Source organism: Pigmentiphaga litoralis, assembly GCF_013408655.1.
Taxonomy (GTDB): Bacteria; Pseudomonadota; Gammaproteobacteria; order Burkholderiales; family Burkholderiaceae_B; genus Pigmentiphaga; species Pigmentiphaga litoralis_A.
In genome coordinates this window covers 38533-63764 of record NZ_JACCBP010000003.1, presented here as the reverse complement: position 1 = coordinate 63764, position 25232 = coordinate 38533, and the positions used below count along the sequence as shown (strand labels likewise).

The following is a 25232-nucleotide window of genomic DNA, read 5'->3' as shown; positions in this document are numbered from 1 at the left end:
ACGGATCGGGGTGGGACGGACATGAGTCATCGGATATTGAGCCTGAGCATTTCCCTGGAGCAGGACGTGGTGCTGGCGCGCCAGCGCACCCGGCAGATCGCCGAGTTGCTGGGCTTCAGCGTGCAGGACCAGACACGGCTGGCGACCGCCATTTCGGAAGTCGCGCGCAACGCCTTCAGCTATGCGGGCGGCGGGCGCATCGACTATCTGCTGGAAGGCGAAACGCCGCCGCAGGTATTGATCGTGAAGATCTCGGACAACGGCCCGGGCATCGGCCAGCTGCAGCAGGTCTTGAACGGCCGCTATGTGTCCAGCACCGGCATGGGCGTGGGCCTGACCGGCGCGATGCGCCTGATGGACCAGAGTTCGGTCGACACCGGGGAACGCGGCACCCTCATTACCTTGAAGAAGCTGCTGCCCCCCGGCATGCCGGCCCTGTCAGGCCCGCAGATCGGCGACCTGGGCGCGCAACTGGCCAAGGGGCCGCTGGCGACCAGCTTTGACGAAGTGCAACGCCACAACCAGGAACTGCTGCAGGCGCTGGAAGACGTGCGCGCGCGTCAGGAAGAACTGATCCAGCTGACCGCCGAGCTCGAAGACACGAACCGCGGCGTGGTCGCGCTGTATGCCGAGCTGGATGAAAAGGCCGAAGACCTGCGCCGCGCCGACCACATGAAGTCGCGCTTCCTGTCCAACATGAGCCATGAATTCCGCACGCCGCTCAGCTCGATCCGGGCGCTGTCGCGCCTGCTGCTGGCGCGGGTGGATGGCGATCTGCAGCCCGAGCAGGAAAAGCAGGTGAGCCTGATCCTGCGCGGTGCCGAAGACCTGTCGGAACTGGTGAACGACCTGCTCGACCTGGCCAAGATCGAAGCCGGCAAGACCGACGTGCGCGCCGCGCCGGTGGACGTGGCCAATGTGTTCAGCGCGCTGCGCGGCATGATGCGGCCCCTGCTCTCGAGCAAGGTCGATCTGCTGTTCGTGCACGATGACGCCCTGCCGACCATGTTCAGCGACGAAGGCAAGATCGCGCAGATCCTGCGCAACCTGATTTCGAACGCGCTCAAATTTACCGAACGCGGCGAAGTCGAGGTATCGGCGCAAGTGACGGCCGACGGCCGATCGATGGAATTTCGCGTGCGCGATACCGGACTGGGCATTGCCACCGAACACCTGCCGCTGATCTTCGAAGAATTCACGCAGATCGAAAACCGCCTGCAGCGCGGCGTGAAAGGCACGGGCCTGGGCCTGCCGCTGTGCCGCAAGCTGGCCGAGCTGATGGGCGGGGATCTGAAAGCCGAAAGCGCGCCGGGCGTGGGTTCGGTGTTCATTGCCACGCTGCCGCTGCGGTATGCCGAAGAAGATCCGCTGCACGAAATTTCGTCCACCGACCGCGCGCTGGCGCTCGACCCCGATCGCCCTACCGTGCTGATCGTCGAAGACGATCCGGCCACGCGCCTGTTGTATGAGGATTACGTGCGCGGCACCCGCTACCAGCCCGTGTCGGTGGCGACCGTGCATGATGCCCGCAAGATGCTGGCCATGATTCCCGTGGCCGCCGTGCTGCTGGAAATCGTACCGCCCGAGGAAGAGGCCTGGCGCCTGCTGACCGAGATCAAGCATGGCGATACCGATCCCCTGTTGATCATCGCGACCGACAACCTGGACAAGAGCAAGGGCCTGGCCCTGGGCGCCGACGCCTATCTGGCCAAACCGGCGGAACGGCATGATGTGCTGGCGTTGCTGGCGCGGCTTGATACGCCCGGTTCGGTGTCGCCTTCATCCGCTTCCGGAGATTCTGTGGCATGACGACGCCGCCTCGCAACGATCTGATCCTGAACGTCGACGACAACGAAGGCGGCCGCTACGCCAAGTCGCGCCTGCTCAAGCTGGCCGGCTACCGCGTGATTGAGGCGGCGACCGGGCAGGAAGCGCTGGACGCCGCCGCGCGCGAGCAGCCTAGCCTGATGCTGCTCGACGTCATGCTGCCCGACATCAACGGCATGGAAGTGTGCCGGCGGATCAAGGACGACCCCATCACCGGGTCCATCATCGTGCTGCAGACGTCGGCGTCGGCGGTGCAGAGCCGCGATCGCGTCAAGGCGTTCGATGGCGGCGCCGACAGCTATCTGATCGAGCCGATCGAACCCGAAGAATTGATCGCCAACGTGCGCGCCCTGCTCCGCCTCAAGGCAGCCGAAGACGCGCACCGCACGGCCGAATCCGCCCTGCGCGAAAGTGAAGAACGGTTCCGGCAGATGGCCGAGGCAATCGGCGACGTGTTCTGGGTGTACGAACCGGCGCTGGGCGAGCATGTGTATGTGAGCAAGGCGATCGGCAGCGTATGGGGCGTGAGCGATGCGGCCGTGCTGGCGAACCCCGACCTGTGGTGGGCGCCGGTCCATCCGGACGATCGCGAACGCGTGAAGTCGTCGTTGCATGTGGCGCGCAGCACCGGCAGCTATGACGAGGAATACCGTCTGCAACATGCCGACGGCCGCATTGCGTGGATCCACGACCGGGGCTTTCCGATACGCGGCGCCGACGGCGCCATCACGCGGCTGACCGGGGTCGCCCACGACATCACGGACCGCAAGACCGCCGCGCAGGCGCTGGTCGACGCGGACCGCCGCAAAGACGAATTCCTGGCGATGCTGGCGCACGAACTGCGCAATCCGCTGGCCCCCATTCGCAATGCCGTCGAACTGATGCGCCTGATCGAGCCCAGCGCCACGGGCGTCCAGCTGAAGGCGCGCGAGATCATTTCGCGCCAGGTGGATCACCTGAGCCGGCTGGTGGACGAACTGCTCGACGTGTCACGCATCACGCACGGCAAGATTTCGCTGGTGCGCGAACCGGTGGCGCTATCGACCGTGGTGCGCGCCGCGTCGGAGGCCGTGCGGCCGCTGATGGACCAGCGCAATCACGTGTTCAACGCCGTCATGCCCATGCACGAACTGTGGCTGTCGGCCGACCCCGTCCGCCTGGCGCAAGTGCTGGGCAACCTCTTGAACAACGCCGCCAAATACACGCCCATGGGCGGCGAAATCACGCTGACCGCCGAACAGCAGGGCAACCGCCTGCACCTGAGCGTGCGGGACAACGGCATCGGCATCGCGGCCGATACCCTGCCCCATGTGTTCGATCTGTTCATGCAGGCCGACCCGTCGCTGGACCGCTCGCAAGGCGGCCTGGGACTGGGCCTGTCGCTGGCGCAGACGCTGGCGCACATGCACGATGGCCGCATCACGGCTGAAAGCGGCGGCGCCGGCAAGGGGTCGGTGTTCACGCTGGACCTGCCGCTGGGCGCCCCCGGCCCGCGCGCATCGACCGACCCCGCGGCCATCGCGGGGCAGTCCACGTCGCGGCGCATTCTGGTCGTGGAAGACAACGCCGATGCGGCCGAAGGCATGGCCTTGCTGCTGGGCGAACGCGGGCACATCGTGAACGTCGCGCTCGATGGCGTCAGCGGCCTGGAAGCCGCGCGGCAACTGCAGCCCGACGTGATCATTCTGGACATCGGCCTGCCGCTGCTGGATGGCTATCAGCTGGCGCGGGAACTGCGCGCGTCACCCGCCACCTCGCGGGCGGTGCTGGTGGCGTTGTCGGGCTATGGCCAGGCGGCCGACAAGCTCAAGTCGCGGTCGGCGGGAATCGACTTCCATCTGGTCAAGCCCGTTGACCTGGCCAGCCTGGAAGCGGTGATCGACAACCTGCCGGAGCAGGCGGTCTAGGCAGGCTGGGGCCGCCTGCCCGCCTTTGCGTTCAGGCTGACGGCAGATCCGTCTTCAACATTTTCGAGATGTTGGCGGCCGTGCGTTCGATGTGCTGCGTCAGCAGCGCGCAGGCCGTCTCGGCGTCCCGTGCCAGCGCCGCCTTCAGGATCGCGTCGTGTTCATCGGGAATGTTCCGGTCCAGCGGACGCGTGCGCAAGAAGATGCGGCGGTAGCGGTCGGAAAAGTCCAGCAGCTTTTCGCAGAACTGCGTCAGCACCGGCATCTGTCCGGCGCCGATCAGCGTCAGGTGGAATTCGCGGTGCCGCTGTTCCCAGTCGGCCGGCGCTTCGCCCGCCACGGCTGTGCGCTTTTCGATCATCTGCAGGCGGTGGTGCGCCGCCACCAGGTCCACTTCCCATTCCTCGCCCCCCTGCGCCATCGCGGCACGCAGGGCACAGGGTTCGAGCATCACCCGCAACGCGGTGATCTCTTCATGATTCTTGAGCGACACCGGCGCCACCTGATAGCCGCGCTGATCCTGCGCGATCACCAGCCCTTCGGCCGCCAGCCGTGACATGGCTTCACGCAAGGGGCTGAGACTGACGTCGAATTGCTCGCACAACTGGTTCAGCCGCAGCGGTTGGCCGGGCTTGAACGCGCCGTTCAGCAGCTCGTCGCGCAGCGTTTGGGTCAGTCGGGAGGTGAGAGAGGCGCTCATGGCTTGCGATGATATCGTAAACAGGCGCGGGTAAAATCGATATTGACGTGAAAATCGATTTCCGTGACCATGGGCGGCAGAACGTTGCGGATACCCCTCATCGAACCCCTATGGAGACTGTCATGCTGCCCAAACGAATCGATCGCCAGTTGGTGGAATCGCGCATTGGCGCCTATGCCGATACCGTTGCCTCGCAAGACGCCCGCGGCGACATCTACAAGGACCTGATCGGCTTCATTCCGCCCCGCATCGAGGCCCGCCTGGCCGTGACTGGCGCCCTGGACCCCAAGCTGCTGGACCTGCAGGAACAGATGCGCGAGCAGGCCATGTACCCCAAGTGCTTCGACGTGAAGACGGCGCAGCTGATGCTGTTCGGCATGCTGCTGATGGACATGAATGACGCCGTCGTGCTGCACGGCATTGCGGCACGCCGCGCCGGCGCAAGCTGGGAAGAAATGCAGGCCGTGGTCAGCCTGTGCTTCCTGTTCCGCGGCCTGTCGGCGGCCAACCGCGGCGCGGAACTGCTGGCGACGATCGCCGAGCACGAAAGCAAGCAGGCCGATCCGGCATAACGCCGTCCCCCAACCGCCACAGAGCCCGATCACGGGCCAGCGGTACCCCGGGGCGGACGTGCATCAGCACGTCACGGCTGCTCCGATCATCAGGAGACAAACATGACTACGAACACAGCGACCGTTGCGGGTATCGCACTGACAGCCGCCTTGACGGTCCTGCTGGCGCCCGCCCCCGCGCGTGCCCAGGCCACCGCTCCCCAAACCTTTCCTGTCCGGCCGATCCAGATGGTCGTGCCCTTTGCCGCAGGCGGCGCGATCGACCAGATGGCGCGGGCCATGGGCGCGTCGCTCAGCCGCGAACTGGGCCAGCAGGTGGTGGTGGAAAACAAGCCGGGCGCCGGCGGCAATATCGGTGCGGAACAGATCGCCAAGGCCGCGCCGACCGGCTACGCCGTGCTGGTCGGGACGTCGGCCACGCATGGCGTGAACCCGGCGCTGTTCCCCCGCCTGCCCTTCGATGCCGTGCGCGACTTCACGCCGGTCGCGCATTGGGGGTCGGTGCCCAATGTGCTGGTGGTGCGCGCCAGCAGCGACGTCCGCAGCGTGCCCGACCTGATCGCCCAGGCGCAGCGCGAGCCCGGCAAGCTGACCTTCGGGTCCGCCGGCAACGGCACGTCGCTGCACCTGGCAGGCGAATTGTTCAAGCAGGCGGCCAACGTGGACATGACCCATGTGCCCTACAAGGGCGGCGCGCCAGCGGCGGTGGATCTGCTGGGCGGGAATATCGCCATGATGTTCGACACCGTCACGGTGTCCCTGCCCAACCTGAAGGCCGGCAAGACCCGGGCGCTGGCCGTCGCGGCGGCGCAGCGGCATCCGGCCCTGCCCGATGTGCCGACCTTTGCCGAGCTGGGCTACCCCAGCGTGGTGTGTGCGACGTGGGCCGGCATGTTCGTGCCCGCCGCCACGCCCCCCGCCGTGGTGGCCGCGCTGACCGCCGCCAATCGCAAGGCGCTGGCCGATCCGGCCGTGATGGAGGTGATGACCAACACCGGCGTGCAGGTCAACTTCATGGACAGCCCGGCATTTGGCGATTACGTGCGAAGTGAAATCGCGCTGTGGGGCGGGATCGTGAAGAAGGGGAACATCCGGGCGGATTGAAAGTGGCCTGAAGCGCCGCGAGGCAACACGGAGCGCGGCGGGCGGCGGGCGGCTTCCGTGTCTGCCCGCTTCTTTTGCGTTCAGCCTTCCTTGAATTCCAGCGTGTACTTGGCCCCGTCGTCCTGTCCCAGCGCCTCGGTCAGCCAGGGCAAGGTGTCCTTCAAGGCGGCGGCCAGCGTCCAAGGCGGGTTCAGGATGAACATGCCGCTGCCATTGAGCCCCAGCCCGTCCCCCGACGGCGACTGCACCGTCAGCGCGGCATGCACCCAGCTTTTCACCGGCAGCTTGGCCAGACGCTCGGGCAGCTGGATGGCCTCGTTGCGCGCCACCTGCGGATACCAGACGGCGTAGCAGCCCGTGGCGAAACGCTCCAGGCCATCCTTCACGCTCTGGACCACGCGCGCGTAATCACGCTTGTCCTCGTACGACGGATCGAGCAGCACCAGCCCGCGGCGGGTCGGCGGCGGCAGCAGCGCCTTGATGCCTTCGAAGCCATCGGCCGCATAGATCATGGTGCGGCGGGCAATGTCCCTGCCCTGCGACTGCACGTTCTTGCGCAGCACATCGATCTCGGTCGGGTGCAGTTCGAACAGCCGCAGGCGGTCTCGATCGCGCAGCAACTGCGCGGCGATGAAGGGCGATCCCGGGTAGTAGCGCAGCGTGCCGTCTTCGTTGAAAGCGTCCACCTGTTCCAGGTAATCCGCGATCATCTCGGGCAGGTCTTCACGTTCCCAGATCTTGGCGATGCCGGTTTCATACTCGGCATTCTTTTCCGCCCACTCGTCTTCCAACGCGTAGGCGCCGGCCCCGGCGTGCGTGTCGATCACCCAATAGGGCGCGTCCTTTTGCGCAAGATGGCGCAGCAGGTAGACCACGATGGCATGTTTGAGGACGTCGGCGTGGTTGCCGGCGTGAAAGGCGTGACGGTAGCTGAACATAAGGACCCGGTTCGATGACCTTGCAGTGTACTAGGGGTTACACGCAGGGCTTTGACGAGACCCTGCCGCCGCACTACCTTGGCGGTCTGAGCAGGGCCCGGCATCGGCCGCCCCTGCACCCTGACATGGAGCCCCCGAATGAAACGTCACTCTCTGATCCTTGCCGCCCTGGTGAGCACCGCCGCCGTCTTTTCCCCGCTGACCCTGACGCAAGCCCAGGCGCAAACGCCTGCGCCCATGGGGAATGACAATCGCCGCACTTTGGGTGACGTGGTGGATGACAGCCTGATCACGACGCAGGTGAAGGGCGCCCTGCTCCGCGAACAACTGACCAAGTCGCTGTCGATCAGCGTGAAGACGTTGGACGGTGTGGTGAACCTGACCGGCGCCGCCCAGAGCACCGAGCAAATCGATTCGGCGCTTCGGACGGTCCGAGGCATCAAGGGCGTGGTTGACGTCAAGAACAACCTCCAGCTGCGGAAGTAGTCCCCCCCTGGGCGCTTCGCGCCTCCCCCAGGGGCGACACCGGGAATTGGTCCCCCCCTAGGCGCTGCGCGCCTCCGCCAGGGGCGACTCCAGCGGACTGGCGGAGCCAGATCCGCGGTGTCCTGGATCGGGCCGTGGCGGTGCGGGAAGGCCGCTTTGCGCGATTGTTGGGCATTAGCACGCAACGCGTTTGTGCGCCACAGTTACGACGAACACAGCACATACACACCACAGCGCCCCGCCATCCCGGGGCGCTTTTGTTTTCAGTTCGCGCTCGCACACCTATCATTAAGGAACCCACCAGCCAGGACACCGCGGATCTGGCTTCGCCAGTCCGCAGGTGTCGCCCCTGGGGGAGGCGCGCAGCGCCCAGGGGGGGCCCATCCATCACCGACCAGGACACCCACCATGTTCGAGCGCTTATTCAAGTTAAGTGAGCACGGCACCTCCGTCAAAACGGAAGTCATCGCGGGGATCACGACCTTCCTCACGATGTCGTACATCATCTTCGTCAACCCGCAGATCCTGTCCACCACGGGCATGGACCGCGACGCGATCTTTGTCGCGACCTGCCTGGCCGCGGCCATCGGGTCGATCGTCATGGCGCTGGTGGCCAACTACCCGATCGGCATGGCGCCGGGCATGGGCCTGAACGCCTTCTTTGCCTTCACGGTGGTCGCGGCGCTGGGCTACACTTGGCAGCAGGCGCTGGGCGCCGTGTTCATTTCGGGCTGCATCTTCCTGCTGCTCACGGTCACGGGGATACGCAGCTGGCTCATTGCGGGCATCGCGCCCTCCTTGCGCAGCGCGATCGCAGCCGGTATCGGCCTCTTCCTGGCCATCATCGCCCTGAGCAGCTCGGGCATCATCGTCAAGAATCCGGCCACCATGATCGGCCTGGGCGACCTGCATTCGCCGCAAGCCCTGCTGGCCGTGCTGGGGTTCTTCGTGATCGCCGTGCTGGATGCGCTCAAGGTTCGCGGCGCCATCCTGATCGGCATCCTGGTCGTCACCGTGGCCAGCATGCTGCTGGGCATCAACACCTTCAAGGGCATTCTGTCGACGCCGCCCAGCCTGGCGCCCACCTTCCTGCAGCTGGACATCCTGGGTGCCCTGCACGCCGGTTTCCTGCAGGTGATCCTGGTGTTCGTGCTGGTCGAAGTGTTCGACGCCACGGGCACGCTGATGGGCGTGGCCAAACGCGCCGGTCTGCTTGATGGCCCCAAGAACCGCCTGGGCCGCGCCCTGTTTGCCGACAGCACCGCGATTACCGCCGGTTCCTTGCTGGGCACCAGCAGCACCACGGCCTTTGTGGAAAGCGCATCGGGCGTGCAGGCCGGTGGCCGCACGGGCCTGACCGCGCTGGTGGTCGGCATCCTGTTCCTGGCCGCGCTGTTCATCGCGCCGCTGGCCGGGTCGATCCCCGCCTACGCTACCGCGCCTGCGCTGCTGTACGTGGCCGGCCTGATGATGCGCGAACTGATCGATGTGGACTGGGAAGACGTGACCGAGGCCGTGCCGGCCGCACTGACGACCCTGGCCATGCCCTTCACGTATTCGATCGCCACCGGCCTGGCCTTCGGCTTCATCAGCTATGTGGTGCTCAAGGCCTTTACCGGCCGCATCCGCCAGATCCACCCGGCAACCTGGGTCGTGGCCATCCTGTTCCTGATTCGCTTCGCATTCTTCAGCGAATGACCTGACAGGACGGCGGCGTCCAACACGCCGCCACCCGGCCATAAAACAACGGCGCATCGATCTGATGCGCCGTTGTTCATTCCAGCAGGCTGCTCCTCAGTGGTCCACCTCAGACGTCCACCTCAGTGGTCCACTTTAGTCGTCCACTCGGTCTTCCACCTCAGTCGTCTGCTTCCGCCGTTCCTTCCGGATTGACCGCCTCGTCCGTCTCGAACAGCGTGCACGCGCCTCGTTCGGCCGCGCTCACCGTCTTGCGCAGATTGCCGAACAGATCCCGGCCGATGCCATTCACGTGCGCCGACAGGTCATGCTCGAACGGCGCGCGGTGCAGCCAGTCCACCGGACCCAGCACGTCCAGCGTGCCCGCTTCCGCATCCAGGCGCACCAGGTCGCCCGTCTGGATCCGTCCGATCGCCCCGCCCGACAAGGCCTCGGGCGTGACGTGGATGGCGGCGGGCACCTTGCCCGACGCGCCCGACATGCGCCCGTCCGTCACCAGGGCCACCTTGAAACCGCGTTCCTGCAGGATGCTCAGGGTCGGCGTCAATTTGTGCAGTTCGGGCATGCCATTGGCCGCCGGACCTTGCCACGTCACCACCGCCACAAAGTCACGTTCCAGTTCGCCCCGGTCAAAGGCGGCCAGCACGTCGTCCTGTTCCTGGAACACGATGGCCGGCGCTTCAACGATACGATGCGGCGGCTTGACGGCCGATACCTTGATCACCGCGCGGCCCACATTGCCCTTCAGCAGCTTGAGCCCGCCGTCCAACGAGAACGGCTCGGCAAACGGCCGGACGATGTCGCGGTTCAGCGGCTCAGAAGTGCCCGCGCGCCATGCCAGCCGGCCGTCGTCCAGCCAGGGTTCCTGCGTGTAGGCCGACAGGCCGCGGCCCGCCACGGTGGTCACGTCGTCGTGCAGCAGTCCGGCGTCCAGCAGCTGCGCCATCACATAGCCCAGCCCGCCCGCTGCATGGAATTCGTTCACGTCGGCCTTGCCGTTCGGATACACCCGCGCCAGCAGCGGCACCACGTCCGACAGATGCGAAAAGTCATCCCAATTGAGCACGATGCGGGCGGCGCGCGCCATGGCCACCAGGTGCAGCGTGTGGTTGGTCGACCCGCCCGTCGCCATCAGGCCGACGATGCCGTTCACGAACGCCCGCACGTCCAGCACGTCGCAGATCGGCGTATAGGCGTCCGACCCGTGGCACAGCTGCACCGCCCGCTGCGCCGCGCCGCGCGTCAGGGCTTCGCGCAGCGGCGTGCCGGGGTTGACGAAGGCACTGCCCGGCAGGTGCAGGCCCATGAACTCCATCAGCATCTGGTTGGAGTTGGCCGTGCCATAGAAGGTACAGGTGCCGGGTCCATGGTAGGACTGCGCTTCGGCTTCCAGCAGCGTTTCCCGGCTGACCTTGCCTTCGGTGTAGAGCTGCCGCGTGCGGGCTTTTTCGTCGTTGCTCAAGCCGGTCGTCATCGGTCCGGCCGGCACGAAAATGGCGGGCAGATGGCCGAACGACAAGGCGCCCATGACCAGCCCCGGCACGATCTTGTCGCACACGCCCAGGTACAGGCCGGCGTCGAACATCTGGTGGGACAGCGCGATCGCGGTCGACATGGCGATCACGTCGCGCGAGAACAAGGACAGCTCCATGCCTTCCTGGCCCTGGGTGACCCCATCGCACATGGCCGGCACGCCGCCCGCGAATTGCGCGGTGGCGCCGGCCTGGAGCGCGGCTTCCTTGATCCAGGCCGGGTAGGCTTCCAGCGGCTGGTGCGCCGACAGCATGTCGTTGTAGGCGGACACAATGGCCAGGTTGGGCCGCTGCTGTTCGCGGATGCGGAACTTGGCGTCGTGCGGCATGGCCGCAAAACCGTGGGCAAGATTGGTACACGAGATCTGGCTGCGGGCGACTCGCGCACCGGCGCGCGCGCGCGTCTCGGCCAGCCAGTCGTCCCGGCGGGTGCCGCTGCGCTTGATGATGCGCTCGGTAACGGCGTCAAGGACGGGGTGATGGGCCATTCGGTTTTTCCTCCAGCGCCGCCAGGCGGCGCATGTAATGTCAGCGACCGGAGGGGGTACGCCGGATCAGAATTCGGAACGGCAGCAGCATGGTCATGCCGATCGCCAGCTTGACCGCCAGGTCGCCGGCCGCCCACGAGGTCCACGGCAGGCCCTGCCCTGAAAACGCAATGCTCCAGAACAGCGCGGTGTCGAGCGTGGCGGACAAGAGGGTGGAGACCAGCGGCGCACGCCACCAGTTCCCCTGGCGCAGGCGGTCGAACACCTGGATGTCCAGCAATTGCGACGCGATATAGGCGGTGCCGGACGCAATCGCGATACGCGGCGGCGCCAGGATCAACGAGGCCACGACGGCCACCGCAAAGCCCACCCAGGCCACCCGCCGCGCCCGCCGCGGGCCATGCCGGCGGTTGACCAGATCAATGGCCAGATAGGCCACCGGGTAGGTGAAAGCGCCCCAGGTCAGCCAGTCATTGATCGGAAACTGGACAAGCAGGTTGGAGCTGAGCACGATCGCGCCCATGGCGAGGATGGCGCGCACATATTGCCACCGCGACATGGGCTCGAAGGTCATCACCCCTCCAGCGTCCGAAGGCGCCGCAGCGCCGGAAACAGGAACATCCACAGGCCGGCAATGGCAATGGTGCCCACGCCGCCGATCAGCACGGCCGGCACGACGCCAAACAGGGCCGCCGTCACCCCCGACTCGAATTCGCCCAGCTGGTTGGACGTACCCACGAACAGCGAATTGACCGCGCTGACCCGGCCCAGCATCTCGTTGGGCGTTTGCAGCTGAACCAGCGTGAAGCGGATCACCACGCTGACCACGTCGGCTGCACCGAGCAGCACCAGGGCCAACATCGACAGCAGAATGTTGGTCGACAGCCCGAACAGGATCGTGGCGAGACCGAACACGCCCAGCGACGCAAACAGCATCGGCCCCACGTTCTTCTTGATCGGGTAGTGCGCCAGAAACACCGACATGGCCAGGGCGCCCAGGGCGGGCGACGTCCGCAGCAGGCCCAGCCCCCATGGCCCGGCATGCAGGATGTCCTTGGCGTAGATGGGCAGCAGCGCCGTCGCGCCACCCAGCAGCACGGCAAACAGGTCCAGCGACAGCGTGCCCAGAATGACTGGCCGGCTGCGAATGAAGCTGATACCCGAAAACACGGACTTGAACGTGACCGGTTCCTTGGAAGGAATCGCCCGTTCGATCCGGATCAACGACACCACCAAGGCGCCCAGGGCAAAGAACACACAGGCCACCACGTAGGCCACGGTGGACCCGAAGCCGAACAGCAGCCCGCCCAAGGCTGGGCCCAGGATCTGCGCGGTCTGCGTGGCCGATGTCGACCAGGCCGCCGCCTGCGGCAGCATGGCACGCGGCACGACCCCCTGCACCAACGCCGCCATGGTGGGCGATTCGAACGCCCGCGCCGCGCCGCCGATCGCCACGATCACCAGGATCGCGTCGCGCGTCAGCCAGCCTTCATAGGTGCCAAAGGCCAGCACTCCGGCCGCCAGCGCCTCCACGGCCATGCAGATGCTGGCAATGGTCCGCCGGTCATACCGATCGGCCACATGCCCGACCACGAAGGTCAGCACCACCATCGGCAAGAACTGCGCGAGCCCGACCAGGCCCAGGTCCAGCGCGCGGCCGGTCAGGTTATAGACCTGCCAGCCCACCGCCACCGACAGCATCTGGAACGACAGCGTCGACAGCACGCGGCCAAACCAGAACAGCACAAAGGGCCGGTGGCGCGCGACCGACGACGGCAGGTCGGCCGCTGCCGGGTCGGTCGCCACGGCTGCCGGGGTGGCTGCCGCGGCAGTGGCCGGACGATCCGATGCAGGAGGTTCAGTTGCCGAATTCATCGCCCATCTCGTGTGCCCGGTCCGCCGCCGCCTGCATGGCGCGCACGACCGTGGCCTTGAAGCCATCCTGTTCCATGACCGCCAGCGCGGCCGCGGTGGTGCCGCCCTTGGACGTCACGCGTTCGCGCAGCAGCGACGGCAGCTCGTTCGACTCGGCCGCCAGGCGGGTCGCGCCCGACATCGTCGCCAGCGCCAGCGCGCGGGACTGCGCCGCATCCAGCCCCACGGCCAGGCCACCTTCGATCAGCGCTTCGATCATCAGGAACACATAGGCCGGGCCGCTGCCGGACAGCGCCGTGACACCATCGAGCTGCGACTCTTCCTGGACCCACACCACTTCGCCCACCGACGCAAGAATCTGTCCTGCAAGCTCGCGGTCGGCATCCGGCGTGCCGGGCAGCGCGGCCAGGCCGGAAATCCCGGCGCCGATCAATGACGGCGTATTGGGCATGCAGCGCACCAGTCGCGTCGCCGACAGCCAGCGGGCCAGGTCGGCCGCGCGAATGCCGGCGGCAATGCTGATCACCAGGCTGTCGCGCAGGAAAGGTTCGGTGGCGATCGCCACGGCCTTCATCACCTGCGGCTTGACGGCGTAGACCCACACCTGGCAATTGGCCAGGGCTTCGTCGGGCTCGGCCGAGACCGATGCGCCGCGGGCGCGCCAGGCTTCCCGCAGGTCGTCATTGACCTCGACCACGTGGATATTGCCGATCGGGCACAGCTTGCCCGCCAGGCCGCTGACCAGGGCGGACGCCATATTGCCGCCGCCGATGAATGCAATGGAAAGGTCTTCAGAGCGCATGAGCAGGAACCGTCAGAAAGAGTCGAAGGCGACAGGCGGGACACCCGTCGGCAAGAAGGAATACGAGGACGCCGAAGGCGGCCGGTCAGGCATAGGCCCGGGTGCCGAAGATCGCCGTGCCGACCCGCACGATGGTGGCGCCTTCGGCCACGGCGGCCTCCAGGTCGTCCGACATGCCCATCGACAGCGTGTCGACCGGCAGGCCCGCGTCCTGCAATTGCTGTTGCAGCGCGGCCAGCCGGGCGAACGCGGCGCGCTGCACGGCCGGGTCGTCGGACGGCGCCGGGATCGCCATCAGGCCACGCAGCTGCAGCCGGGGCAGCCCGTGCACCGCCTGCGCCAGGGTCAGCACGTCTGCCGGGGCCACGCCGCTTTTGGTGGGTTCATTGTCGATGTTGACCTGCAGGCAGACCTGCAAGGGACCCAGGCTGTCGGGCCGCAGATCGGACAGGCGCTGCGCGATCTTCAGGCGGTCGATGCTATGCACCCAGTCCATGTGTTCGGCCACCTGGCGCGCCTTGTTGCTTTGGAGGGGGCCGATGAAATGCCAGGCCAGTTGCCCAGGCGCAACCCGCAGCAGGGCGATCTTGGCGATCGCTTCCTGCACGTAGCTTTCGCCGAACACGGTGTGGCCGGCATCGATGGCGGCCTGGACCGCGTCGGCATCAAAGGTCTTGGACACGGCCATCAGCGTGATGGCCGCCGGTTCGCGCCCGCAGGCCTGCGCGGCACGATCAATACGCTGCCTCACGGCCTGGAGATGGTCGGCAATCGGCGACATGGCGGTGGGCGCAAAAGGATCGATTATAAGCGTGCGGGAAACCGCCCGGCCTTGAATGCAGGCCGCCGGCGGACAGCCCGATCAGGCCGCCGGCGAACAGTCCCGATCAGGCGCGGGACAGCACCGAAGTCTGCACAACAATGCCGGCAAACACGGCAAAGCCGAACCACGTGTTGTTCAGGAACGCGCGAAAGCAGGGGCCCGGCTCGCGATGCCGGATCCAGACCAGATGCCGCACGGCAATCGCCGCCGCGGCCACCAGGCCCAGGTAAAACGCCCAGCCGTAGCCCAGCATGAACCCTATCGCCCCCAGCATGGCCAACGTGACGACGTAGCAGATGCCGACCATCAGCACGTCATGGCGGCCAAAGGTGATGGCCGAGGTGTGCAGGCCCAGCTTCAGGTCATCGGGCCGGTCCACCATCGCGTATTCGGTATCGTAGGCAATGGCCCAGACGATATTGGCCAGCAGCATCAGCCAGCCAATCGCCGGCACGGTGCCCAGCACGGCCGCGAACGCCATCGGAATGCCAAAGCCGAATGCGATCCCCAGATAGGCCTGGGGAATCGCAAAAAAGCGCTTGAACTTGGGATAGCTGACGGCCAGGAAGGCCGCCACGACGGCCAGCGCCCACACCAGGTGGTTCATGGGCAGCACCAGCAGCAAGGACACCAGCGCCAGGCCCGCCGCGACCAGCAAGGCTTCCTTGGGCGAGATCAGCCCGGACGTCAGCACCCGATCCTTGGTGCGCGCGACGTGCAGGTCGACGTCCCGGTCAAAATAATCGTTGATGGCGCAGCCGGCCGACCGCATCAGCGCGGTCCCGAGCACGAAGGCAAACACCAGATACGGCGTCGGCGCGCCATCGCTGGCAATCCAGAGCGCCCACAGCGTGGGCCACAGCAGCAGCAGGATGCCGATGGGCTTGTCGATGCGCACAAGCCGCGCGTACAGGCCGACGCGCTGGGCCAGGGAAAGGGAGGCGGTAGTCATCCCGCCATCGTAACAAGCCCGGGGGGCGGAGGGCCAGACTGGCACGCCTCGACCAAGGATCGCGAGCTTACGCCCCGCCCTCGGCCCGGGGCGTCGAGCCCCGGCCACGGACCGCGGTCCTATGCCCGCAAGGCGTACCGCTTCAGCTTGCCGGTTTCGGTACGCGGCAGTCCGTCCACGAACTGGATGGTGCGCGGATATTTGTATGGCGCGATCGTCGCCTTCACATAATCCTGCAGGGTCTTGACCATGCCGTCATCCGCCGCAAAGCCCGGCTTCAGCACCACGAAGGCCTTGACCACCTGCCCCCGCTCCGCATCCGGCGCGCCGACCACGCCGCACTCGGCCACGGCCTCATGCAGCAGCAAGGCGCTTTCCACTTCCGGCCCGGCAATGTTGTAGCCGGCCGAAATGATCATGTCGTCGGCGCGCGCCTGGTAGAACAGGTAGCCGTCGGCATCCATCAGGAAGCTGTCGCCCGTCAGGTTCCAGCCGTTCTGCACCGCCGTGGCCTGGCGCGCATCGGCCAGGTACTTGCATCCCGTCGGCCCGCGCACCGCCAGCCGCCCCGGCGTACCCGGTGGCACCGGCCGCATCTGCTCGTCCACAATGCACGCCTCGTACCCCGGCACGGGCTTGCCGATGGCGCCCTTGCGAACGTCGCTGCCCGTGCTTGAAATGAAGATGTGGATCATCTCGGTACTGCCGATGCCATCCGTCATTTCCAGCCCGGTCGCCTGCTTCCATACCTGCCGCGTCGCATCGGGCAAGGCTTCGCCCGCCGACACGCTGGCGCGCAAGGACGACAGATCAAAGCCGCTGGCCAGCGCCGCCATCTGCCGGTAGAAGGTCGGCGCGGTGAACACGACGGTCGCGCGGAAATCCTGGATGGTCTGCAGCAGGCTGTCGGGCGTCAGGCGCTCGGCCAGCACCACGGACGCGCCCACCCGCAGCGGAAAGCACAGCATGCCGCCCAGGCCGAACGTAAACGCCAGCGGCGGCGTGCCGCAAAACACGTCGTCCTGCGTGGCCTTCAGCAGATGGCGGGGAAACAGGTCGCACATGGCCAGCACGTCGCGATGGAAGTGCATGCACCCCTTGGGCGACCCGGTCGTGCCGCTGGTGAACGCGATCAGGCACACGTCGTCCACCGCGGTATCGCACGCATCGAACTGATCGGACTTGCCGGCGGCCAGCGCTTCCAGTTCCTGCGCGCTGGCATCGTTGGAGCCAGTCGCATTGAACAGCACGACGCGTTTCAGCGATCCGCAAAAGTGGGTATGTCCGTCGTCCGTGCAGGCCACCAGCTCGTCCTTGAGCCTGACATCGCACAGCGCGGCCGTCACGTCGGCCTTGTCGATGATCTGCTTGAGTTCGGTGGCGCGCAGTAGCGGCATGGTCGGCACGACCACCAGGCCCGCCTTGACCGCTGCCAGCCATGCGATGGCCATGCCCGCATTGTTGGGGCCGCGCAGCAGCAGCCGGTTGCCGGGCACCAGGCCCATGTCGCCGGTCAGCACGTGCGCCACACGGTTCACGGCGCGCTGCAGGTCGCGGTACGTCATGGACGCCCGACCACTATCGCCCAGCCAGTGCAATGCCGGGCGGTCACCCTGCCCGCGCGCCACCGCGCCGTCGACCAGCTCGGCCGCGCAGTTGATACGGGCCGGGTAGGCCACGTCAGGGCTGTCGAGCAAAAAGTCGGGCCACAGCCCGGGGTCGGGCAAATGATCCCGCGAAAAGCTATCGATGTGCGCCGAACGCTCCATGCTGGCCTCCAACGGCGGTTTGTGGTCCCGCGTCTGCGCGCGGGGAATCCGGGTCCGCGTCTGTGCGCGGGGTCTCTGCCGATAACTGTAGCCGAAAACCTTTAGGTTTCAACTAATTTTTTGGAGGGGATGGCAGGCCGTTTCGCGGGCGAAAAAAAACCGCGGCACCTTGCCACGGTTCGTGTCGGGACCCGAACGCAGGTCCCGCGACATTCCTGTCGATTACTGCAGGATGCTGCGCAGCATCCAGGCGGTCTTTTCGTGGATGTCCAGGCGCTGGGTCATCAGGTCGGCCGTCGGCTGGTCATTGGCGGCATCGGCCATCGCGAAGGTTTCGCGAGCGGTGCGTGCCACGGCTTCGTGACCGGCCACCAGCAGGCGGACCATATCGAGCGCTTCCGGCACATTCACCGGCTCTTCGATCGACGAGAGCTGGTTGAAGTCGCGGTAGGTACCCGGCGCAAAGTGACCGAGGGCGCGGATACGTTCGGCCACGTCGTCGATCGAATTCCACAGTTCGGTGTACTGCGTCATGAACATCGTGTGCAGCGTGTTGAACATCGGACCCGTCACGTTCCAGTGGAAGTTATGGGTCATCTGATACAGCGTGTAGGTGTCGGCCAGGAGCTTCGACAGCCCGCCCGCGACGGCGGTGCGGTCGGCATCCGAAATGCCGATATCGATGCGCGGTGCGACCACGGCGGTTTGGCTCATGTTCTTGCCGGCGGAAACCTTCACGGGTTCCGGGACTTTCGTGCTGACTTTCTTGACCATCGTTTACTCCCCTCGTTGTTGTTCGAGACCTATGAACAAATTACCAGATGGCGATCATTCGCCGCATTACAAGACAACGCTCAGACTTCTTGCGCCGCCTCGGAAATCATTGTCACGCCGTTCAGGTCACAGTCCTGGACAGCCGCCACCAGGGCCTCGATGGCCTGGGTGCGCGGAAAGCTCTTGCGCCATGCCAGCACCACCCGCCGATCGGGCGCCGGGTCCTCGAACGGAATGTAGGCCAGCATTTCGCGCTCATCGGGATGGGCCGGCACCGACGTTTTCGGCACCACGGTAATGCCGATCCCCGACGCCACCATATGCCGGATCGTCTCCAACGACGATCCTTCAAATGTCCGCTGGATGCCATCGTTCGATGCCGAAAACCGCGCCAGCTCGGGGCAGACTTCCAGCACCTGGTCGCGAAAACAATGCCCGCTCCCCAGCAGCAGCATCGTCTCGTTTTTCAGCTCTTCCGACGCCACGCTTTTGCGGCTGGCCCACGGATGGTTCTTTGGCACCGCGACCACGAAAGGCTCGTCATACAGCGGCTGGATGACCAGGCCCGCATCGGGCAACGGCAGGGCCATGATGGCGCAATCGATCTCGCCCTGCCGCAGCAATTCCAGCAGCCGGACCGTAAAGTATTCCTGCAGCAGCAGCGGCATTTGCGGCGTGCGAGCGATCAGTCGCGGGATCAGCTGGGGCAGCAGATACGGGCTGATGGTGTAGATCACCCCCACCCGCAACGCGCCCGACAGCGGGTCATGCCCCTGCTTGGCGATCTCTTTCAGGTTTGCGCCTTCTTCCAGCACTTTTTGCGCCTGCGCGACCACCCGCTGCCCGATCGGCGTCACACCGACTTCGGATCCGCCCCGCTCGAAAATCGTCACGCCCAGCTCATCTTCGAGCTTGCGGATCGCCACCGACAGCGTCGGCTGGCTGACGAAACAGGCCTCGGCCGCGCGGCCGAAATGGCGTTCTCGCGCCACGGCCACGATGTACTTCAACTCGGTCAGCGTCATTGCCTTGCCTCCGGCTTATGCCTTGAGAAAATCTTCGCGGCCGCGCATCCAGCGCGCCAGGTGGCGCGCCACGACGTCCGGCTGGCTGGCCTGCAGCAGGGCTGCGGCCTCGTGCGCCTGTTCGGCGATCTCGATATCGGTTTCCAGGTCGGCAAACCGCATCAATGCCAGACCCGACTGGCGCACGCCCAAAAACTCGCCCGGACCGCGCAGCTCCAGATCGCGCCGCGCGATTTCGAACCCGTCGGTGGTCTCGTGCATGGTGCGCAGGCGGGCCTTGGCGATCATCGACAGCGGCGTCTGGAACAGCAGCACGCACACCGACTCGGCCGCGCCCCGCCCGACCCGGCCGCGCAACTGATGCAGCTGGGCCAGGCCAAACCGCTCCGCGTGCTCGATTACCATCAGCGATGCATTGGGCACGTCCACGCCCACTTCGATCACCGTGGTGGCGACCAGCAAGTGGATCTCGCCCGCCTTGAAGGCCTGCATCACGGCGGCCTTCTCGGCCGTGGGCAGGCGGCCATGCACCAGTCCCACGTTCAACCCTGGCAGGGCCTGCGTCAAGGCCAGATGCGTGTCGACGGCGGTCTGCAATTCCAGGGTCTCGCTTTCTTCGACCAGCGGACAGACCCAGTACACCTGCCGGCCGATCCGCGCCGCTTCGTGGATGCGCGCCACCACTTCATCCCGCCGCGCGTCCGACAGCAGTTTGGTCACGACGGGGGTGCGCCCCGGCGGCAGCTCGTCAATGACCGACACGTCCAGGTCGGCAAAGAACGTCATGGCCAGCGTGCGCGGAATCGGCGTCGCCGTCATCATCAACTGATGCGGGTAGAGATCCGCGCCGTCCTTGCCGCCGCCCTTGCCGCGCAAGGCCAGCCGCTGGCCCACGCCAAAGCGGTGCTGCTCGTCCACGATCGCCAGGCCCAGTTTCGAAAACGTGACCTGATCCTGGATCAAGGCCTGCGTGCCCACGGCAAGATGCGCCTCGCCACTTTCGATCGCGGCCACGGCCTCGCGCCGCACCTTGGCGCTCAGGCTGCCGGTCAGCCACATCACCTTGATACCCAGCGGCGCGAACCAGTCGACCAGCTTGCGGTAATGCTGCTCGGCCAGGATTTCGGTAGGCGCCATCAGGGCCGCCTGGTAGCCATTGTCGATGGCCTGCGCGGCGGCCAGTGCCGCCACCACGGTCTTGCCGCTGCCCACGTCGCCTTGCAGCAGGCGGTGCATGGGGTTGGGCTTGGCCAGGTCCGCCGCGATTTCCTTCAGCACGCGTTGCTGTGCGCCGGTCAGGCCGAACGGCAGCGTGGCCAGCAGCCGGGACACCACCGTGTCGTCCCCCTTGCGCAAGGGCAGGCGTACGGCGCGTTTGTCGAGCCGCGCGGCGCGCGCCTTGGCCAGGGACAGCTGCTGGGCCAGCAGTTCATCAAACTTGACGCGCAGCCAGGCGGGATGGGCCCGCGCCGTCAGGCCTTCCGGATCCACGTCGGCCGGCGGGTAATGCAGCAGACGTACCGCCTGCGCAAACCCCATCAGGTCGTATTGCTGGCGCAAGGATTCCGGCAGCGTATCCGACAGATCGGCGTCTTGCAGCGCTTCGGCAATCGCCTTGCGCAGCACGCCCTGGGGCAGGCCTTCGGTGGTCGGATACACCGGCGTCAACGAGGTCGGCAGGCGGGACACATCGGTCGCCACCGTCGTGCGCGGGTGCACCATCTCCATGCCGAAGAAGCCGCCGCGCGCCTCGCCCCGCGCGCGAATGCGCCGGCCCACCGCCAGCTGTTTCTGCTGGCTGGGATAGAAATTCAGGTAACGCAGGCCGAGTTCACCCGACTCATCGCGAATCGACGCCTTCAGCTGCTTGCGCGGCCGGTAGGTCACTTCGCAACTCGTGACTTCGCCTTCGACCTGAGCCCACATGCCGGGGATCAGGCGAGCGATCGGCGTAATGGCCGTCTCGTCTTCATACCGGATCGGCAGATGAAGAATCAGATCTTCAGGACCATGCAGGCCCAGCTTCGCCATCTTGCGTTGCTGGGCGGACAGGTCCCTGGCGGAAGCCTTGGCAGGCGACGCGGCAACAGGCAATCAGATCACCAGGATCGCTTCGACTTCGAAGGTCGCGCCCTTGGGCAATTCCTTCACGCCCACGGTCGAGCGCGCCGGGAATGGCTGGGGAATCAGTTCGGCCATGATGTCGTTGACCTGGCCGAATTTGGACAGGTCGGTCAGGAACAGCGTCAGCTTCACGACTTGCGCCAAGGTGCCGCCGGCCGCGGTCACCACTGCCGTCATGTTGGCGAAGGCGCGGCGCACTTCCGCTTCGAAGGTGTCGTTGACCATGACGCCGGTGGATGGCTCCAGGCCGATCTGACCCGACAGATACACCACCTTGCCGCCGGCCGGCACGGCGACGGCTTGCGAATACGGACCGACGGCGGCGGGTGCCTGGTCGGTGTGCAGAATCTCTTTCGTCATGGGGGAAGTCCTGTAAAGCGTGAGGGGGGCCAGCGATGATCCAACGAATTCAGCGCGCCATGTACAAAGCTATCAGAAATCCAAGTCCAATAGCACCCGTTTGAACGACCAGGTAACAATATCCCCGTTAACATTCGCAAGCGGCCCTAAAAGGACGCCGGCAAGTCGTCGTCACTTGCCGCAATTTTGGAACGACCGGTATGAAAGCAACGTCGTGGCGGGAACGCCTGCTGGGCAAGGCCCGCGACCCTTTGTCGGCCGACACGCGCCATTCGATCGCGCTGGCGGCCTTCCTGGCCTGGGTCGGCCTGGGCGCCGACGGCCTGTCTTCGTCGGCCTATGGTCCCGAAGAAGCCTTCCGCGCGCTGGGCGCCCATACGCACCTGGCGCTATTTCTTGCCGTGGCCACCGCCATCACCGTGTTCGTCGTGGCGCTGGCCTACAACCAGGTGATCGAACTCTTCCCCACCGGCGGAGGCGGCTACCGGGTATCGACCGCGCTGCTCGGGCCGACGGCCGGGCTGGTGTCCGGGTCGGCGCTGATCGTCGACTACATCCTGACCATTGCCATCTCGGTCGCCAGCGGCACCGACGCCCTGTTCTCCTTGCTGCCCGCCACCTGGCAGCCGTTCAAGAACTGGACCGCCTGCGCCATGGTGCTGCTGCTGTTATGGCTCAATCTGCGCGGCGCCAAGGAAAGCATCCGTTTTCTGCTGCCGATCTTTATCGGCTTCGTGATCACCCACGTCATCCTGATCGGCTGGGGCATCTTTGCGCATGCCGAGGGCCTGCCCGCCCTGATACCCGATACCTTTGCCGAGCTGGACAGCTTCACCCAGGAAGCCGGCTGGCTGTTCGTGCTGGCCGTGTTCATGAAAGCGTATTCGCTGGGCGGCGGCACCTACACCGGGATCGAAGCCGTCTCCAACAACGTGGACCGCCTGGCCGAACCCGTCGTCCGCACCGGCAAGATGACGATGATGCTCATGGCCATCAGCCTCGCGTTCACCGCGGGCGGCATCATCCTGCTGTACCTGCTGTGGGCCGCCGCGCCGGTCGAAGGGCAGACGCTGAACGCCGTCGTCTTCCAGGACATCCTGGGCGAGATGGGCCTGACCGGCAGCGGCCTGGTGATCGCCCTGACCCTGGTGCTGATATTTGAAGCCGGCCTGCTGTTCGTCGCGGCCAACACCGGCTTTCTGGGCGGGCCGTCGGTGCTGTCCAACATGGCGGCCGACTCGTGGGTGCCGCATCGTTTCCGCTATCTGTCGAACCGGCTGGTGACGGAAAACGGCATTCTGCTGATGGGCATCGCGGCCCTCGCCATCCTGATCCTGACCGGCGGCAAGGTCTCGCTACTGGTGGTGCTTTATTCGATCAATGTGTTCCTGACCTTCACGCTGTCGCTGGCCGGCCTGTCGCGCTACTGGATCGTGAACCGTCGCAACCCGGCGCACCGCCGCCACTGGAAACGCCGGCTGGCCCTGTCCCTGATCGCCCTGGCCATCACCAGCGCGATCCTGGTGGTGACCGTGGTCGAAAAGTTCTACGAAGGGGGCTGGGCCACCTTGCTGATCACGTCGGCGCTGATCCTGGCCTGCTTCGGCATCCGCGCCCACTACCGCGACACCCGCCGCCGTATCGCCCTGGTCGACGAGATCTTTGCCAATCAATCGTTCGGTTCCGAATGCAATCCGCCCGCGCTCGACCCGCAGGCACCTACCGCGGCCTTCCTGGTGGGGTCCAGCCGCGGCGGTGGCCTGCATGCGCTGCTGTGGGTGCAGCGCATGTTCCCGGACCACTTCAAAAACTTTGTGTTCATCAACGCCCGCACGGTGGACGCGCGGGTGTATGGCGGGCCGGAAGCGCTGGAAACCCTGCGGATGCAGGCGAACACGTCATTGAAGTTTTTCGAACGCTTCTGCAACAGCTACGGCATGGCCGCCACCAGCCGGCTGGGGTATGGGACCGATGCGGTCCAGACGCTGGAAAAGCTGTGCAATGAAACGCTGGAAACCTATCCCAACACGCTGTTCTTTGCGAGCAAGCTGGTGTTCAAGCGCGACAACCTGTTCACGCGCCTGCTGCATAACCAGGCTGTGAACGCGCTGCAGCGGCGCATGCATATCAATGGGCAGCAGATGATGGTGCTGCCGATGCTGATCGATTGATGGGTTGATGGGTAAACCGAATGTTCGGTTGATCGGTTGATCGGTTGATCGGTTATCTGGTTGATCGGTTGTCCGATCGTCTGGTTGATCGATTGATCGGTTGTGCGGATGTTTGGTTGTCCGATCGTCCGGTTGTCCGGTTGTCCGGTTGTCCGGTTGTCCGGTCAGGCAGCAGTTGCCTTCGTTGCGATGGGCTTCTTCGCCGCCTTGCCACCCGTCTTCGCCGGCTTCGCGCCAGCCCTCCCACTGCCCTTCCCCGCCGGGAACGACGGCCGCCGCGCCTTGATCAGCGTGTACAGCGCCTCGGCCGCCGCCGACATGGACCGGTCTCGCCGGCGCACCAGATACAGGGACCGGGTCGGCCCGCGCACCGACAGCGGAATCACCGCCACGTCCGGATGCGAAAACTGCGACAGCGTCATCTCGGGCACCAGGCTCACGCCCAGCCCCGCCACCACCAGTCCCGTCACCGTCGCCAGGTGCTCGACCTCGAACGCCGTCTGCATCTGCACCGGGTGCAAGGCCGCGTCCAGATGCTGCCGCACGCTGCTTGACCGCGCCAACTGAATGAACGGGTAATCGGCCACGTCGCGCAGCCGCACCGTCGCCAGTTGCGCCAGCGGATGGTCCTTGCGGCAGACCAGATAGAAGCTGTCCACGCACAGCAACTCGGTCGTGAAATCGCTCATGTCGGCGCCGTTCGCGGCCAGGGCAAAGTCCACCCGGCCCAGGCGCACCAGACTCAGGCAGGGCTCGAGCAAGGCGTCGTGCAGTTCCAGCGCCACGCCCGGAAACTCGGCGCGAAATTCCCCCAGCACACCCGGCAACCAGCCCGATGCCAACGACGGCAGGGCCGCCACCGACGCCCTGCCCTTGCGTTTGGCCACGTGGTCGCTCAGCTCTTCCATCGCCAGCTCGAAGTCACCCAGCAGACGCCGCGCCGACCCTTCGAACAGCACGCCTTCGGGCGTCAGTTCCACATGCCGCGTGGACCGGTCAAACAGCCGCACACCCGCCACCGTTTCGATCGACCGGATCAGGGCGCTGAACGCGGGCTGCGACAGAAAAGTCTTGTCGGCCGCGCGCGTAAAGTTGCGTTCCTCAACCAATGCAATGAACGCGCGCAATTGCCGCGTCGACATATTGGCCAGGTTCATGGCGTGCTCCCCCCGGGTTCCTTGGCGCCACTCGCCTTCACCCCGTCTTTCCTCAACCCGGTCTTGCCCACCATCTGTTGCTCCCCCTCGATATCCGTTATCAACTCATCCGTTTTTTGGATCAATCGATCTTTTTTTTCTATTTTAC

Annotated in this window: 21 protein-coding genes; 7 read left to right on the top strand and 14 right to left on the bottom strand. The window is 65.8% G+C overall.

The features are described 5' to 3' along the window. Nucleotides 1-21: 21 nt before the first annotated feature. Entirely contained in the window at nucleotides 22-1809 is a 1788-nt protein-coding gene (locus HD883_RS24815; RefSeq protein ID WP_179590649.1) for an ATP-binding response regulator, read from the top strand. After that, nucleotides 1806-3734, top strand: coding sequence for a hybrid sensor histidine kinase/response regulator (locus HD883_RS24810; protein ID WP_179590651.1), 1929 nt, complete (start codon nucleotides 1806-1808; stop codon nucleotides 3732-3734). Before HD883_RS24815 ends, HD883_RS24810 begins: the two co-directional genes overlap by 4 nt. A gap of 31 nt (nucleotides 3735-3765) precedes the next feature. Here the strand turns inward: HD883_RS24810 and HD883_RS24805 are convergent, their stop codons facing one another. Next, nucleotides 3766-4434, bottom strand: coding sequence for a GntR family transcriptional regulator (locus tag HD883_RS24805; protein ID WP_179590653.1), 669 nt, complete (start codon nucleotides 4432-4434; stop codon nucleotides 3766-3768). A gap of 122 nt (nucleotides 4435-4556) precedes the next feature. On the opposite strand from HD883_RS24805, the gene HD883_RS24800 reads away from it, so the two are divergent. Beyond that, complete coding sequence (locus HD883_RS24800) at nucleotides 4557-5006, top strand: carboxymuconolactone decarboxylase family protein (RefSeq protein ID WP_179590655.1); 450 nt, start codon at nucleotides 4557-4559, stop codon at nucleotides 5004-5006. Nucleotides 5007-5108: 102 nt separating this feature from the next. Then, nucleotides 5109-6110: a Bug family tripartite tricarboxylate transporter substrate binding protein gene (locus HD883_RS24795; RefSeq protein ID WP_179590657.1), complete on the top strand. Its 1002-nt coding sequence runs from the start codon at nucleotides 5109-5111 to the stop codon at nucleotides 6108-6110. An 80-nt stretch (nucleotides 6111-6190) separates the two neighbouring features. Here HD883_RS24795 and HD883_RS24790 read toward each other — a convergent pair whose 3' ends face one another. Continuing rightward, complete coding sequence (locus tag HD883_RS24790; RefSeq protein ID WP_179590659.1) at nucleotides 6191-7048, bottom strand: 23S rRNA (adenine(2030)-N(6))-methyltransferase RlmJ; 858 nt, start codon at nucleotides 7046-7048, stop codon at nucleotides 6191-6193. Nucleotides 7049-7186: 138 nt separating this feature from the next. Here HD883_RS24790 and HD883_RS24785 point away from each other — a divergent pair, with 138 nt between their 5' ends. After that, nucleotides 7187-7534: a BON domain-containing protein gene (locus HD883_RS24785; RefSeq protein ID WP_179590661.1), complete on the top strand. Its 348-nt coding sequence runs from the start codon at nucleotides 7187-7189 to the stop codon at nucleotides 7532-7534. A 408-nt stretch (nucleotides 7535-7942) separates the two neighbouring features. Further along, nucleotides 7943-9232, top strand: coding sequence for an NCS2 family permease (locus HD883_RS24780; RefSeq protein ID WP_179590663.1), 1290 nt, complete (start codon nucleotides 7943-7945; stop codon nucleotides 9230-9232). A gap of 160 nt (nucleotides 9233-9392) precedes the next feature. Here HD883_RS24780 and edd read toward each other — a convergent pair whose 3' ends face one another. The 11 genes from edd to HD883_RS24725 all read right to left on the bottom strand — a co-directional run bounded on the left by edd (nucleotide 9393) and on the right by HD883_RS24725 (nucleotide 21756). Beyond that, nucleotides 9393-11252, bottom strand: coding sequence for a phosphogluconate dehydratase (edd, locus tag HD883_RS24775; RefSeq protein ID WP_179590665.1), 1860 nt, complete (start codon nucleotides 11250-11252; stop codon nucleotides 9393-9395). 40 nt (nucleotides 11253-11292) lie between these two features. Beyond that, on the bottom strand, nucleotides 11293-11826 hold the full coding sequence (locus HD883_RS24770; protein ID WP_179590667.1) for a queuosine precursor transporter: 534 nt from the start codon (nucleotides 11824-11826) through the stop codon (nucleotides 11293-11295). Then, nucleotides 11826-13127 (bottom strand): MFS transporter, encoded by a 1302-nt coding sequence (locus HD883_RS24765; RefSeq protein ID WP_179590669.1) that lies wholly within the window; start codon nucleotides 13125-13127, stop codon nucleotides 11826-11828. Before HD883_RS24765 ends, HD883_RS24770 begins: the two co-directional genes overlap by 1 nt. Continuing rightward, the gene (gene proC / locus HD883_RS24760) at nucleotides 13111-13929 is read right to left on the bottom strand and encodes a pyrroline-5-carboxylate reductase (RefSeq protein WP_179590671.1); all 819 of its coding nucleotides are present in this window, start codon (nucleotides 13927-13929) and stop codon (nucleotides 13111-13113) included. The genes HD883_RS24765 and proC overlap by 17 nt, the downstream gene beginning before the upstream one ends. An 85-nt stretch (nucleotides 13930-14014) precedes the next feature. Beyond that, the gene (locus HD883_RS24755) at nucleotides 14015-14710 is read right to left on the bottom strand and encodes a YggS family pyridoxal phosphate-dependent enzyme (protein ID WP_179590673.1); all 696 of its coding nucleotides are present in this window, start codon (nucleotides 14708-14710) and stop codon (nucleotides 14015-14017) included. Nucleotides 14711-14816: 106 nt separating this feature from the next. After that, nucleotides 14817-15704, bottom strand: a complete 888-nt coding sequence (gene ubiA, locus HD883_RS24750; protein WP_179590675.1) for a 4-hydroxybenzoate octaprenyltransferase — start codon at nucleotides 15702-15704, stop codon at nucleotides 14817-14819. 119 nt (nucleotides 15705-15823) lie between these two features. Further along, nucleotides 15824-17473 (bottom strand): AMP-binding protein, encoded by a 1650-nt coding sequence (locus HD883_RS24745; RefSeq protein ID WP_179590677.1) that lies wholly within the window; start codon nucleotides 17471-17473, stop codon nucleotides 15824-15826. A gap of 222 nt (nucleotides 17474-17695) precedes the next feature. Next, the gene (locus HD883_RS24740; protein ID WP_179590679.1) at nucleotides 17696-18187 is read right to left on the bottom strand and encodes a Dps family protein; all 492 of its coding nucleotides are present in this window, start codon (nucleotides 18185-18187) and stop codon (nucleotides 17696-17698) included. 140 nt (nucleotides 18188-18327) lie between these two features. Continuing rightward, nucleotides 18328-19272: a LysR substrate-binding domain-containing protein gene (locus HD883_RS24735; protein WP_179590681.1), complete on the bottom strand. Its 945-nt coding sequence runs from the start codon at nucleotides 19270-19272 to the stop codon at nucleotides 18328-18330. A 15-nt stretch (nucleotides 19273-19287) separates the two neighbouring features. Then, nucleotides 19288-21366, bottom strand: coding sequence for an ATP-dependent DNA helicase RecG (gene recG, locus HD883_RS24730; RefSeq protein WP_257022682.1), 2079 nt, complete (start codon nucleotides 21364-21366; stop codon nucleotides 19288-19290). Then, entirely contained in the window at nucleotides 21367-21756 is a 390-nt protein-coding gene (locus HD883_RS24725) for a Rid family detoxifying hydrolase (protein ID WP_179590683.1), read from the bottom strand. It abuts the gene before it with no gap. Between the two features lie 200 nt (nucleotides 21757-21956). Here HD883_RS24725 and HD883_RS24720 point away from each other — a divergent pair, with 200 nt between their 5' ends. After that, complete coding sequence (locus tag HD883_RS24720; RefSeq protein WP_179590685.1) at nucleotides 21957-23927, top strand: APC family permease; 1971 nt, start codon at nucleotides 21957-21959, stop codon at nucleotides 23925-23927. Between the two features lie 164 nt (nucleotides 23928-24091). Here the strand turns inward: HD883_RS24720 and HD883_RS24715 are convergent, their stop codons facing one another. Next, a complete protein-coding gene (locus HD883_RS24715) occupies nucleotides 24092-25084 on the bottom strand; it encodes a LysR family transcriptional regulator (RefSeq protein ID WP_179590687.1) in 993 nt (330 codons plus the stop codon). Nucleotides 25085-25232: the final 148 nt, after the last annotated feature.

What these genes read in the sequence shown, in the direction of transcription:
- HD883_RS24715 (WP_179590687.1), bottom strand. Translation starts at nt 25,084, where the DNA reads ATGAACCTGGCCAATATGTCGACGCGGCAATTGCGCGCGTTCATTGCA.
- edd (WP_179590665.1), bottom strand. Translation starts at nt 11,252, where the DNA reads ATGGCCCATCACCCCGTCCTTGACGCCGTTACCGAGCGCATCATCAAG.
- HD883_RS24780 (WP_179590663.1), top strand. Translation starts at nt 7,943, where the DNA reads ATGTTCGAGCGCTTATTCAAGTTAAGTGAGCACGGCACCTCCGTCAAA.
- HD883_RS24805 (WP_179590653.1), bottom strand. Translation starts at nt 4,434, where the DNA reads ATGAGCGCCTCTCTCACCTCCCGACTGACCCAAACGCTGCGCGACGAG.
- ubiA (WP_179590675.1), bottom strand. Translation starts at nt 15,704, where the DNA reads ATGACTACCGCCTCCCTTTCCCTGGCCCAGCGCGTCGGCCTGTACGCG.
- HD883_RS24810 (WP_179590651.1), top strand. Translation starts at nt 1,806, where the DNA reads ATGACGACGCCGCCTCGCAACGATCTGATCCTGAACGTCGACGACAAC.
- HD883_RS24800 (WP_179590655.1), top strand. Translation starts at nt 4,557, where the DNA reads ATGCTGCCCAAACGAATCGATCGCCAGTTGGTGGAATCGCGCATTGGC.
- proC (WP_179590671.1), bottom strand. Translation starts at nt 13,929, where the DNA reads ATGCGCTCTGAAGACCTTTCCATTGCATTCATCGGCGGCGGCAATATG.
- HD883_RS24745 (WP_179590677.1), bottom strand. Translation starts at nt 17,473, where the DNA reads ATGGAGCGTTCGGCGCACATCGATAGCTTTTCGCGGGATCATTTGCCC.
- HD883_RS24770 (WP_179590667.1), bottom strand. Translation starts at nt 11,826, where the DNA reads ATGACCTTCGAGCCCATGTCGCGGTGGCAATATGTGCGCGCCATCCTC.
- HD883_RS24815 (WP_179590649.1), top strand. Translation starts at nt 22, where the DNA reads ATGAGTCATCGGATATTGAGCCTGAGCATTTCCCTGGAGCAGGACGTG.
- HD883_RS24740 (WP_179590679.1), bottom strand. Translation starts at nt 18,187, where the DNA reads ATGAGCCAAACCGCCGTGGTCGCACCGCGCATCGATATCGGCATTTCG.
- HD883_RS24765 (WP_179590669.1), bottom strand. Translation starts at nt 13,127, where the DNA reads ATGAATTCGGCAACTGAACCTCCTGCATCGGATCGTCCGGCCACTGCC.
- HD883_RS24720 (WP_179590685.1), top strand. Translation starts at nt 21,957, where the DNA reads ATGAAAGCAACGTCGTGGCGGGAACGCCTGCTGGGCAAGGCCCGCGAC.
- HD883_RS24795 (WP_179590657.1), top strand. Translation starts at nt 5,109, where the DNA reads ATGACTACGAACACAGCGACCGTTGCGGGTATCGCACTGACAGCCGCC.
- HD883_RS24790 (WP_179590659.1), bottom strand. Translation starts at nt 7,048, where the DNA reads ATGTTCAGCTACCGTCACGCCTTTCACGCCGGCAACCACGCCGACGTC.
- HD883_RS24725 (WP_179590683.1), bottom strand. Translation starts at nt 21,756, where the DNA reads ATGACGAAAGAGATTCTGCACACCGACCAGGCACCCGCCGCCGTCGGT.
- HD883_RS24755 (WP_179590673.1), bottom strand. Translation starts at nt 14,710, where the DNA reads ATGTCGCCGATTGCCGACCATCTCCAGGCCGTGAGGCAGCGTATTGAT.
- HD883_RS24785 (WP_179590661.1), top strand. Translation starts at nt 7,187, where the DNA reads ATGAAACGTCACTCTCTGATCCTTGCCGCCCTGGTGAGCACCGCCGCC.
- HD883_RS24735 (WP_179590681.1), bottom strand. Translation starts at nt 19,272, where the DNA reads ATGACGCTGACCGAGTTGAAGTACATCGTGGCCGTGGCGCGAGAACGC.